The sequence below is a fragment of the Xanthobacter sp. BG11Y11_SDJG genome (assembly GCF_057364445.1).
Map to the genome: position 1 here is coordinate 1 of NZ_JBNFNU010000095.1, position 12,455 is coordinate 12,455.

The 12,455-nt window shown below is 66.2% G+C and carries 7 protein-coding genes and 1 tRNA gene; 1 reads left to right on the forward strand and 7 read right to left on the reverse strand.

All coding sequences use genetic code 11. From position 1 onward, the window contains the following. The 5 genes from narI to AC2W7M_RS10385 all read right to left on the reverse strand — a co-directional run. Window positions 1-729: respiratory nitrate reductase subunit gamma (gene narI / locus AC2W7M_RS10365; RefSeq protein ID WP_486132185.1), on the reverse strand; the 729-nt coding region annotated here is incomplete at its 3' end. A gap of 11 nt (window positions 730-740) precedes the next feature. Then, the gene (narJ, locus tag AC2W7M_RS10370) at window positions 741-1,463 is read right to left on the reverse strand and encodes a nitrate reductase molybdenum cofactor assembly chaperone (RefSeq protein ID WP_486132187.1); all 723 of its coding nucleotides are present in this window, start codon (window positions 1,461-1,463) and stop codon (window positions 741-743) included. After that, window positions 1,463-2,998, reverse strand: a complete 1,536-nt coding sequence (gene narH, locus AC2W7M_RS10375) for a nitrate reductase subunit beta (protein WP_486132189.1) — start codon at window positions 2,996-2,998, stop codon at window positions 1,463-1,465. The genes narJ and narH overlap by 1 nt, the downstream gene beginning before the upstream one ends. Further along, a complete protein-coding gene (locus AC2W7M_RS10380) occupies window positions 2,995-6,738 on the reverse strand; it encodes a nitrate reductase subunit alpha (RefSeq protein WP_486132191.1) in 3,744 nt (1,247 codons plus the stop codon). Before AC2W7M_RS10380 ends, narH begins: the two co-directional genes overlap by 4 nt. A gap of 14 nt (window positions 6,739-6,752) precedes the next feature. Then, window positions 6,753-9,515, reverse strand: coding sequence for a nitrate/nitrite transporter (locus AC2W7M_RS10385; RefSeq protein WP_486132193.1), 2,763 nt, complete (start codon window positions 9,513-9,515; stop codon window positions 6,753-6,755). A gap of 245 nt (window positions 9,516-9,760) precedes the next feature. Between AC2W7M_RS10385 and AC2W7M_RS10390 the strand changes: the two genes are divergently transcribed. Further along, window positions 9,761-10,471, forward strand: coding sequence for a cyclic nucleotide-binding domain-containing protein (locus AC2W7M_RS10390; RefSeq protein ID WP_486132195.1), 711 nt, complete (start codon window positions 9,761-9,763; stop codon window positions 10,469-10,471). Between the two features lie 44 nt (window positions 10,472-10,515). On the opposite strand, the gene AC2W7M_RS10395 is transcribed toward AC2W7M_RS10390, so the two are convergent. After that, on the reverse strand, window positions 10,516-11,985 hold the full coding sequence (locus AC2W7M_RS10395; protein WP_486132197.1) for an FAD-binding oxidoreductase: 1,470 nt from the start codon (window positions 11,983-11,985) through the stop codon (window positions 10,516-10,518). Window positions 11,986-12,248: 263 nt separating this feature from the next. Then, window positions 12,249-12,338: transfer RNA gene (locus tag AC2W7M_RS10400), tRNA-Ser, on the reverse strand. Window positions 12,339-12,455 lie beyond the last annotated feature (117 nt).

Here is a 12,455-nt window from a genome sequence, read left to right on the forward strand (position 1 = left end):
CGCCGTCGCAGGCTGCGGGCGCGCTGCGACCGGCTTGCGGACGGGCCGACGCGAGCGCACCACCTGATAGCCGGGCCGGCCGAGATACCAGACCGGCGCGCTCCACACGTGCACGAGGCGGGTGAAGGGGAAGACGAGGAAGATCGTCATGCCCAGCACCAGGTGCGCCTTGAAGATGGGGCTCACGTCCGCGACATAGGCGGCCGCCGCCGGCTGGAGGGTGAGGATGCCCTGCGCCCAGTTCATGAACTTCACCATCTCGTGCCCGTCCATGTGATGCAGCGAAACGAAGATGGTGGACAGGCCGAGCGTGAGCTGCACCCACAACAGCAGCAGGATGGCGGTGTCGCCGAAGCTGGAATTTGCCCGAATGCGCGGATCGAACAGCCGGCGATGGGCGAGGAGCGCGATGCCGATGAAGCACATGACCCCCGCGATGCCGCCCACCGTGATGGCCAGCCCCTGCTTGAAGCTGTGAGAGATGCCGAGCGCATCGAACACCCAGATGGGCGTCAGCAGCCCGCCGGCATGGCCGATGAAGATAATGAGGATGCCCACGTGGAAGAGGTTGGACCCCCACCGCAATTGCCTCTTGCGCAGCAATTGTGAGGAGCCGGTCTTCCAGGTGTATTGCTCGCGATCGAACCGGATGAGGCTGGCGACGAGGAACACCGTGAGGCAGAGGTAGGGATACCAGCCGAACAGGGCTGAATTGATGGCCTGCGACATGGCTGCCTCCTTCAGGCTGCGGGGTGGCGCACATCGCGCTGGGCGGCGCGAAGCTGGGTGCGGAAGCGATCGACGCCGCAGGAGGCGGCATCGCCGGGGCCGAAGGTGACGGCGGTCTCCTCCCACTCCTTGTCGAGAGCGGCGAGGTCTTCGGTGTGGGGCGTCGGCGCTGGCGCCGATGCGGTTGCCGGTGCGGTCGCCCGTGCGTCCAGGGCTTCTGCCTCGGCGCCGGCGAGGTGGCGCACGGCGGTGAGCACGGCGGCGTAGAGCGAGCCGCGCTCGCCAAGGCGCTCCTCCAGCGTGGCGAGGATGTGGTCCACGTCGCCGAGCAGCGCCTCGGCCTCGGCCTGCGGGCGCGTGGCCGCGAACTCCAGGAACAGGGGCAGGAAGTCCGGCAGCTCGTTGGCGCCGATGGCGAGGCCGCCCTGCGCATAGAGCGCCGCGAGGTCCACCATGGCCTGCCCACGGTCACGGCTCTCCCCATGCACATGCTCGAACAGGTGCAGGGACAGGCGCCGCGTGCGGTCGAAGAGGCTCACATAGGCCTCCTGCAGGTCATATAGATCTTCGCCCGCGAGCGAGCGCAGCAGCGGCATGAGGCCGAGGCGGCTTGAGGCGTCGAGGCGTCCGTCCGCGACGAGCGCCTCGGCGAGGTGGGGCGCCGCATCCTGCAATGCCGCCTCGGGATAGAGCAGGAGGCGCGAGAGGGCCTTGAGGGTGAGGTTGTCGGCCATCACTCCACCTCCATCGGTGTCTTGGTGCGCCGGCCCGGCGTGTGGGTGGGGCTGCCGAACAGGTTCACATCGCTGTCCCCGCCCGAGCAGCCGTTGCCGAAGGAGAAGCCGCACGAGCCGCGCAGGTCGAACGGGTCTTCCCCCGCCTCGCGATGGGCGGTGGGGATGACGAAGCGGTCCTCGTAATTGGCGATGGCCATGGTCTGGTACATGTCCTCGATGTCCGCGCCGGTGAGGCCGACCCTGGTCGCCACGCGCTCGTCGAGGCGCCCGTCCACCGTCTTCGCCCGCATGTAGGCGCGCATGGCGAGCATGCGTTCGAGCGCCAGGGCGACCGGCTCCTCATTGCCGGCGGTGAGGAGATTGGCGAGGTAGCGCAAAGGGATGCGCAGGGAGCGCACGTCCGGCATCTCGCCATCCATACCCATCTTGCCGGCGGTGGCGGCGGACTGGATGGGCGAGAGCGGCGGCACGTACCACACCATGGGCAGGGTGCGGTATTCGGGATGGAGCGGGAAGGCGACCTTCCACTCCATGGCCATCTTCCAGATGGGCGAGACCTTCGCCGCCTCGATCCACGCATCCGGCACGCCATCGGCGCGGGCCTGGGCGATGACGGCGGGGTCTTTCGGATCGAGGAAGAGGTCGAGCTGGGCCTGGTAGAGCTTCTTCTCGTCCTTCACGCTCGCCGCTTCCTCGATGCGGTCGGCGTCATAGAGCAGCACGCCGAGATAGCGGATGCGCCCCACGCAAGTTTCCGAGCACACGGTGGGCTGTCCCGCCTCGATGCGCGGATAGCAGAAGATGCACTTCTCCGACTTTCCCGAAGACCAGTTGTAATAGATCTTCTTGTACGGGCAGCCGGACACGCACATGCGCCAGCCCCGGCACTTGTCCTGATCGATGAGGACGATGCCGTCCTCCTCGCGCTTGTAGATGGCGCCGGAGGGGCAGGCGGCCGCGCAGGTGGGGTTCAGGCAGTGCTCGCACAGGCGCGGCAGGTACATCATGAAGGTGTTTTCGAACTGGCCGTAGATCTCGGCCTCGACACCCTCGAAGTTCACGTCCTTGCGCCGCTTGGCGAACTCGCCGCCGAGGATCTCCTCCCAGTTTGGACCCCACTCGATCTTCTCCATCCGCTCGCCGGAGACGAGGGAGCGCGGGCGCGCGGTGGGGAAGGCTTTCGATTCCTTGGCGGTGTGAAGGTGCTCGTAGTCGAAGGTGAAGGGCTCGTAATAATCGTCGATCTCCGGCAGGTCCGGATTGGCGAAGATGTTGGAGAGCACCCGCCATTTCGCGCCGATGCGCGGCTCGATCTTGCCGTTCTGCTTGCGACGCCAGCCGCCGTTCCATTTCTTCTGGTTTTCCCACTCGCGGGGATAGCCGACGCCGGGCTTGGTCTCCACATTGTTGAACCAGGCGTATTCCACGCCCTGGCGGCTCGTCCAAACGTTCTTGCAGGTGACGGAACAGGTGTGACACCCGATGCATTTGTCGAGGTTCAACACCATGGCGATCTGGGCGCGGATCTTCATTGGGCCATCTCCTTTTCGGAAGCGGCCGGCAGCTCGTCCTCGAGCCAGTCGACCTTGTTCATCTTGCGCACCACCACGAACTCGTCGCGATTGGCGCCGACCGTGCCGTAATAATTGAAGCCGTAGGATTGCTGGGCGTAGCCGCCGATCATGTGGGTCGGCTTCAGCACCGTGCGTGTCACGGAATTATGGATGCCGCCGCGCTTGCCGGTCATTTCCGAGCCGGGGGTGTTAATGATCTTCTCCTGCGCGTGATACATCATGGCCATGCCCGGCATGACGCGCTGGGAGACCACGGCGCGGGCGGTGAGCGCGCCGTTGGCGTTGAACACCTCCACCCAGTCATTGTCGGCAAGGCCGGCCGCGCGGGCGTCGTCCTCGCTGATCCAGATCACCGGCCCGCCCCGGTTCAAGGTGAGCATGAGAAGATTGTCGGTATAAGTGGAGTGGATGCCCCATTTCTGGTGCGGGGTGAGGAAGTTAAGCACGATCTCCCGGTTGCCATTGGGCCTGGCATTGCGATGGCCGGGTATGGTCTTCAGATCCACCGGGGGCTTCCAGGTAACGAGCTCCTCGCCGAAGGCCCGCATCCACAGATGGTCCTGATAAAGCTGCTGGCGGCCGGTGAGCGTGCGCCAGGGGATCAGCTCGTGGACATTGGTGTAGCCGGCATTGTAGCAGACCTTCTCGCTCTCGATGCCCGACCAGGTGGGCGAGGAGATGATCTTGCGCGGCTGCGCCTGCACATCGCGGAAGCGGATCTTCTCGTCTTCCTTGGGCAGCGCGAGATGGGCGTGCTCGCGGCCGGTGTTCTGGGAAAGCGCCTCCCACGCCTTCACTGCCACTTCGCCATTGGTCTCCGGCGCCAGCATGAGGATGACCTCGGCGGCGTCGATATCGGTCTCGATCTTCGCGAGCCCCTTGGCCGGGCCGTCGCGGTGGGTGCCGTTGAGGGCCTTGAGGGCGTCCACCTCATGCCCGGTCTTCCAGCTGATGCCCTTGCCGCCGTTGCCAATTTTTTCCATCAGCGGCCCGAGCGCGGTGAAGCGGGCAAAGGTCGCGGGATAGTCGCGCTCCACCACGGTCACGGTGGGCATGGTCTTGCCGGGGATCGGCTCCACCTCGCCCTTGCGCCAGTCCTTCACGTCCAGCGCCTGCGCGATCTCGGCGGGCGTGTCGTGGAGGATGGGGGTGAGGACGGTGTCCGTCTCCACGCCCAGCACCTCCGGGGCGACGGCGGAGAAGGTGCGGGCGAGGCCCTTGTAGATGTCCCAGTCGGAGCGCGCCTCCCACGCCGGGTCCACCGCCGCCGAGAGCGGATGGATGAAAGGGTGCATGTCCGAGGTGTTGAGGTCGTTCTTCTCGTACCAGGTGGCGGTGGGCAGAACGATGTCCGAGTAGACGCAGGTGGTGGACATGCGGAAGTCCAGCGTCACCAGGAGGTCCAGCTTGCCCTTCGGAGCCTCCTCGTGCCACGCCACTTCCGTGTTGCGCACCGCCCCCTCGCTGCCGAGGTCCTTGCCCATCACGCCGTGCTGGGTGCCGAGCAGGTGCTTGAGGAAGTATTCGTGCCCCTTGCCGGAGGAGCCGAGCAGGTTCGAGCGCCAGACGAAAAGATTGCGCGGCCAGTTGTCCGGATGGTCCGGGTCGTGGCAGGAGAGTTCCAGCGCGCCGCTCTTCAGAGCGGAGGCGACGTAATCCTTCACGTCCTGGCCGGCGGCCTTGGCCTTCCCCGCGATCGACAAGGGGTTTTGCTTCAACTGCGGCGCCGACGGCAGCCAGCCCATGCGCTCGGCGCGGACATTGTAGTCGATGAAGCTCTTGTCCCACTCGCCCTTGGGTGCGGTGGGGGAGAGGATTTCGCCGGCGGTCAGCGTCTCGTAGCGCCACTGGTCCGTGTGGGCATACCAGAAGGAGGTGGCGTTCTGGTGCCGGGGCGGGCGGCCCCAATCGAGCCCGAAGGCGAGCGGCTGCCAGCCCGTCTGCGGGCGCAGCTTCTCCTGCCCCACATAATGCGACCAGCCGCCGCCCGACTGGCCGATGGCGCCGCAGAACACCAGAAGGTTGATGACCCCCCGGTAGTTCATGTCCATGTGATACCAGTGGTTCATGGCCGCGCCGATGATGATCATCGAGCGCCCGTTGGTCTTCTCCGCATTGGTGGCGAACTCGCGCGCCACGGTGATGATGGCATCGCGCTTCACCCCCGTGATGCGCTCGGCCCACGCCGGGGTGAAGGGCACGTCCGCGTCATAGGAGGAGGCGACGTTGCCGCCGCCGAAGCCGCGGTCGAGGCCGTAATTGGCCATCATGAGATCGTAGACGGTGGCGACCTTCATCACGCTGCCGTCCGCGCCCTGCACGAGGCGCACGGGCAGGTTTCGCGTCAGCACCTCGCCATGGTCGGTGGCAACGAAATGCTCGGTGGCGCGACCGCCGAAATAGGGGAAGTCGACGGCGGCGATCTCGTCCGCATGGTCCTTCAGGGAGAGGCGCAGGCGGATGGCGCGGCCGGCGCCGTCTTTCTCCTCCAGGTTCCATTTGGCCTGCTCGCCCCAGCGATGGCCGATGGAGCCGACGGGGGCGACGAGATCGCCGCTCGCCTCATCGAAGGCGACGGTCTTCCATTCGGGATTGTTCTCTTCGCCGAGGCCGCCCGGCAAATCGGACGCGCGCAGCATCCGCTCGGCGACGAGCCGCCCGCCCTGCTCCACGAGCCGCACGAGGAAGGGCATGTCCGAGTAACGGCGCAAGTAATCGTCGAAATAGGGCACCTGCCGGTCGAGGTGATACTCGCGCAGGATCACATGGCCCATGGCGAGGGCCAGCGCGGCGTCGGTGCCCTGCTTGGGGTTCAGCCAGATGTCGGCGAACTTGGTGGCCTCGGCATAGTCGGGCGTCACCACCGCGCTCTTGGTGCCCTTGTAGCGCACCTCGGTGTAGAAATGGGCGTCCGGCGTGCGCGTCTGCGGCACGTTGGAGCCCCACACGATGATGAAGCCGGCATTGTACCAGTCGGCGCTCTCCGGCACGTCGGTCTGCTCGCCCCAGGTCTGGGGGGAGGCGGGCGGCAGGTCGCAATACCAGTCGTAGAAGGAGAGGCACACGCCGCCGAGAAGCGAGAGATAGCGCGCCCCCGCGGCATAGGAGACCATGGACATGGCCGGGATGGGCGAGAAGCCCGCCACCCGGTCCGGGCCGTGAGTGCGGATGGTGTAGGCGTTGGCGGCGGCGATGATCTCGTTCACCTCGTCCCACGTGGCGCGCACGAGGCCGCCATGGCCGCGGATGGAAGTGTAGGCCGCGCGCTTTTCCTGGTTCTCCACGATGGAGGCCCAGGCGGCGACCGGCGGCAGCTTGGCGCGGGCCTCGCGCCAGAGCTTCAAGAGGCGCCCGCGCACCATGGGGTGCTTCACCCGTGCGCCGGAATAGAGATACCAGCTGTACGAGGCGCCGCGGGCGCAGCCGCGGGGCTCATGGTTCGGCAGGTCCGGCCGTGTGCGGGGATAGTCCGTCTGCTGGGTTTCCCAGGTGACGATGCCGCCCTTCACATAGATCTTCCACGAGCAGGAGCCGGTGCAGTTCACGCCGTGGGTGGAGCGCACGATCTTGTCGTGCTGCCAGCGCTTGCGGTAGCCATCCTCCCACGAGCGGTCCTCGTGGGTGACGATGCCGTGGCCGTTCGAGAAGGGCTCGGTCTCGCGGCGGAAGAAGGTGAGCCGGTCGAGGAAATGGGACATGGAATTGCCTTCCGTTACGCGGCGGGGGCCGGACGGTGGGTGGGGCGCGGGGCGATCCCGCGCTCGATGTCGTGGAGGAGGCCGCCCTTGCGGGTGTAGACGGCCCAGGTGATGATCAGGCAGCTCACATAGAAGCCGAGGAAGGCCCAGAGCGCCGCCTCCGGCGAGCCCGTCAGCGCGATGGAGCTGCCGTAGCCCTTGGGGATGAAGAAAGCGCCGAAGGCGGCGATGGCGGAGGTGAAGCCGGTGATGGCCGCCGCCTCCTTCTCCGCCTGCCGACGGCGCGCCTCGGCGTCGGCCGCCGGCATCAGGCGGTCCATTTCCTTCGCCATGATCGCGGGGATCATTTGGAAGGTGGAGGCGTTGCCGACGCCGGTGGCGAAGAACAGCACCAGGAAGGCGGCGAAGAAGGCCGAGAAGGCCCAGGGCTCGGCGCGCATGCCGATGGCCCACAGCACGCCCGACACGCCCGCCATCATCAGCACGAAGACGAAGAGCGTCACCCGTCCGCCGCCGTAGCGGTCCGCCAGCCACCCAGTGCCGGAGCGGGCAAGCGCGCCGACCAGCGGGCCGAGGAAGGCGTAGGAGAGCGCGTTCACCTCCGGGAAGAGGATGTTTGTGAGGAGGGGAAAGCCTGCCGAATAGCCGATGAAGGACCCGAAGGTGCCGGTGTAGAGCCAGCACATGATCCAGTTGTGCTTGCGCTGGAAGATCACCGACTGCTCGCGGAACGAGGCCTTGGCGTCGGCGATGTCGTTCATGCCGAACCACGCTCCGAAAGCGGAGAGGATGATGAAGGGCACGAAGATGAAGCCGGCATTCTGAAGCCATAGGGGCGCTGGGCCGGCGGCCGTCTTCACCAGCGCGGGATCACCCCCGAGGCCGCCGAAGATGCCCATGGTGATGACGAGCGGCACCACGAACTGCACCACGCTGACCCCGAGGTTGCCGAGGCCGGCATTCAGCGCCAGCGCGTTGCCCTTCTCCGCCTTGGGAAAGAAGAAGGAGATGTTGGCCATGGAGGAGGCGAAGTTGCCGCCGCCGAAGCCGCAGAGCAGCGCGAGGATGAGCAGGACGATGTAGGGCGTGTCCGGATTCTGCACCGCATAGCCGATGCCGAGCGCGGGGATGATGAGCGACCAGGTGGTGAGCGTCGTCCAGAGCCGCCCGCCGAAGATCGGCACCATGAAGGAATAGAAGATGCGCAGCGTCGCCCCGGTCAGGCCCGGCAGAGCGGCGAGCCAGAAGAGCTGGTCGGTGGTGAACTTGAAGCCCACCAGCGGCAGCTTCGCCACCACCACGGACCACACCTGCCAGATGGCGAAGGAGAGCAGCAGTGCCGGGATGGAGAGCCACAAATTGCGCCTTGCGACGGCGCGGCCGGTCGCAGCCCAGAACGTCTTGTCCTCGGGCCGCCAGTCGGTGAGTACCGCGCCGGTCTTGCGGGCGGGCAGGGCAGGGGCGTCATGCGGCGCCAGGCCTTGCATTTCCGGCAGCTCCGGCAGCTTCTGGAGCGCGCTGCCGGTGGCTTCCTTCTCCATCTGGCGAATGGCGAGATGCATCCAGACCAGCGAGCCGACGGCGATGACGAACAGCAGCATGAAGCAGCTGGTCCACAGGCCGGTCAGGTCGTTGAGCACGCCGAACATGAGCGGCAGGATGAAGCCGCCGAGGCCGCCGATCATCCCCACGAGGCCGCCCACGGCCCCCACATTGCCCGGATAGTAGACCGGGATGTGCTTGTAGACCGCGGCCTTTCCGAGGGCCATGAAGAAGCCGAGGACGAACACCGTGACGGTGAAGCCGACGACGCCCATCTCCATGTGGAAGGTGATCGGGCCATTGATGCCGCGCACGATATATTCGGTCGGCGGGTAGGACAGGACAAAGGTGGCGGCAACCGAGACGAGGAAGGTCCAGTACATCACCCGCCGCGCCCCGTAGACGTCGGAAAGGTGGCCGCCATAGGCCCGGAAGATGCTGGCGGGCACCGAGAAAAACGCGGCAATCATGCCGGCGGTCTTGATGTCGAGGCTGTAGACCTTCACGAGATACTGCGGCAGCCACAACGCCAGCGCGACGAAGGCGCCGAAGACGAAGAAATAATAGAGCGAGAAGCGCCATACTTGGACGTTCTTCAGCGGTTCCAGTTCCAGCCACGCGCTCTTCGGCTTGATGCCGAGGCGGCGGCGCTCCACCAGCACCGGATCGTCCTTGGTGGTGACGAAGAAGATCACCGCCGTCACCACGAGGGCGGCGGCCCAGACCTGCGCGACCATCTGCCAGCCGAAGGCGACGAGAACGAAGGGGGCAAGAAACTTGGTCACTGCCGCGCCTACATTGCCAGCGCCGAAGATGCCCAGGGCGGTGCCCTGCTTCTCTGGCGGATACCAGCGGGATACGTAGGCGACGCCCACCGCGAACGAGCCGCCGGCAATGCCGACGCCGAGCGCGGCCAGCAGAAACTGCGGGTAGGTGTGGGCGAAGGTCAGCAGGTAGGTGGCGACGGCGGCCGCCAGCATCGTGAGGCTGAAGACGACGCGCCCACCATACATGTCGGTCCATATGCCGAGAGCGACCCGGATCAGTGATCCCGTGAGGATGGGCGTTCCGATTAGAAGGCCGAATTGCGTGTCGGAAAGGCCGAGATCCTGCCGGATGCGGATGCCAATGATGGAGAAGATCGTCCACACCGCGAAACACACGGTAAAGGCGACAGTACTTAAGGAAAGAGCGGTCCGCTGGTCGGCGGAACTGACATCTCGACTGGCTTGCATGGCTTGATCTCGCCCGTTGCAAAAACACGGCTGCGTCGTGCGGCGAGAAGGTGCCTCAATGAGACTGAAGGTTCTTTGATTTGTATCAGTTTAAATGCAACGATACACAACAGACAGGCTACCAAAAACATACGTATACTTCATTGCTATATGTATTTCGTCCATTTGCTTTTAGTCCGATGTGCATTTGATGTTTATCAATTGCCGGAGTATCCTGACGTCGTCCCCGCATTGGTGAGAATGGAATGAAGCCCGAGGATGCCGATGCCATCAGGCATCTCCCCCTGTTCCGGGACGCGAAGAAGGAGACGTTCGCCAAGATGATGCGAGCGGGCCTGCTTCAACGCTTTCCCTCGGGCGTCACCCTCATAAACGAGGCCGATCGCGCCGATTTCCTGCACGTGGTCGTAGATGGGCTGGTGGAGATGTTCGCGAGCGATGGCGGGCGGGAGACGACCATCAGCCTGGTGCGCCCGGTAGGAACCTTCATCCTGGCCGCGGTCCTCAATGACCAGGCCTACCTGCAATCGGCCCGCACGCTCGGCAAGTCCCAGCTGCTCATGATCCCGGCCGAGAACGTGCGCGCGGCGCTCGGCACCGACAGCGGGTTTACCCGTGCCGTGGTGACCGAGCTTGCGGGCGACTACCGCCGCACGATCAAGGAGCTGAAGAGCCAGAAGCTGCGCACTGGCGCGGAGCGCCTGGCCAATTGGCTGCTGCAGCAGATGGTGCAGTCGCGCGTCGAAGGCGCTGTGGACCTCATCTTCGAAAAGCGCAAGCTGTCTTCGCTGCTCGGCATGACGCCCGAAAATCTCTCCAGGGCGTTCGCATCCCTGCGTGACATTGGCGTCTCGACCTCAGGCTCGCTGATCCATACCGACGACATCGACGCGCTGCGAAAGTTCGCACGGCCGAACGCGCTCATCGACGAGCCGGACGGAGGCCCGGTGCGCTGACGTTAGGGGCCGGGCGTCGCGGGAACGCCTGAATGCCGCAAGCCTCACCCGGGTGACAGCGGGATGCTCTGCGCGAACCGGAACAGGTTCTCCGGGTCGTAGCGGCGCTTCACGCCGCTGAGCCGGGCGAGGTTTTCGCCGTAATAAGCGTGCTGCCAGTCCTTGAGCCCCCGGTCGGGGAAGTTCACGTAGGACCGCGGAAGCACGAAGCGCTGCATGTCGGCGAAATAGTCGTCCAGCCAGCGGGCCTGCTGCTCCACCAGATGCGGCGGATCGAGCGGCGACCAGTCCCGCTCCATCTCGAAGATGAAATTGCAGCCGCGGTGCACATAGGCGGTCTCGTCGACCCGCTTGTCGCCGACCGCGCCGCCGATCGCGAACAGGATGCCCATGTTCGCCTGCCGCACCGCGCCGCCGGGCCATTTCGACATCCAGGTGAGCGAAGCCTCCAGGGCGTCGGCGGTCAGCTGGTCCCGGACCATGCTCGTGCGGACGTCGAAGAACCCCTGGGGGTCGTCGGTCACCAGATAGTCGCGGGCCTCCCAGTAGCTCATCGGCCTGATATAGGCGCGGGCCGGCTCCAGCATGCGGAACAGCGGCTGGATCAGCTCCCGGAAGGCGCGCTCCTCGCCGTAGAACACGCCCAGCGTCTGGGCGGCAAGCTCGTCGCGGCCGGGGAAGGGGCCGGCCCGCAGGGCAGCGACCTTGCTGCGGGTGGAGATGTCGCGCGCGTGGCGGATCTGCAGGTCCTGCAGCGCCACCATCATCTCGACCTGCTTCTGCGCCGGCCAGAAGATGTTGAAGACGGTGACGTTCCCGACCGGCACCATGCGATAGGTCAAGCTGGTGTGGATGCCGAAATTGCCGCCGCCGGAACCGCGCACCGCCCAGAACAGGTCGGCATGGCTCTCAGGGCTCGCGGTGATCGGCTCCAGGCTGGCCGGGACGAGATCGGTCGACAGCAGCCGGTCGCAGGTCAGGCCGGAGCGCGTGCTGGCGAAGCCCCAGCCGCCGCCGAGCGTGAGGCCGGTGACGCCGACCGTCGGGCAGCGGCCGGCGGGGATCGCGAACGGATAGGCGCTCGCCACGTCGGCCACGTCCTGGTTGGTGGCGCCGCCCTGCACGGTGAGGGTCTGATCGTCGAGATTGACGCTGACCCGGCGCAGCGCGCGCACGTCGATCAGCAGGCCCGGCGTGCTGGAGTAGCCGGCATAGGAGTGGCCGCCGGAGCGCACCGCGAACACCTCGCGGTTGTCGCGCGCCCAGCGCAGGCACCGGATGATGTCGCCCTCCGAGGCGCACAGCGCGATGGCGCGCGGCAGCACGCCATCGTAGCGCGCATTGTTGGATCGGGCGCTGTAGCGGTAGGCATGGTCATCGGGCAGAATGAGCCGGCCCTCCATGTCCCGCGCCAGCGCCGGCAGGCCGCCATCGCCGGAATTGACGGCAAACCGGGCGAAGGCCGCATCCGGCGCCGCCGCCATCGCCGCACCCGCAGCCGCACCTGCGCGCATGAACCCGCGCCGGGAAAGAAACGTCGCCATTGCCGACCCCAACACAAAGGGGGCCAGCTGACGCTGCGGCCCCGGACACAATGGGATTAGCCTAATCGGCTTGCCGTGAATTTTCTTCCAATGCGCCACACCCAAAGCGGCGGTCAGGGGGCGGCCCCTCACTGGACGCCATGTCCCCAGGGGTCAATCCGGGATTCAGGCCCCAGGCGGCTCCGGCCCACGGTCGCGCACGATGGCGGGGAGCGGAGCCTGAGGGAGGGGGCTGGCGGAAGGGGTGGGATTCGAACCCACGGTGGGGTTGCCCCCACGGCGGTTTTCAAGACCGCTGCCTTAAACCACTCGGCCACCCTTCCTCGGCCCGGCCCGCGGGCACCTGGGGAACGCTCATACCTCAAGCCTTCCCCCGCCGTCGAGGCGGCTGAGCCATCCGCGGTCCCCTTCGCCCGCGCGAGGTCAACGGCAAGGGAAAA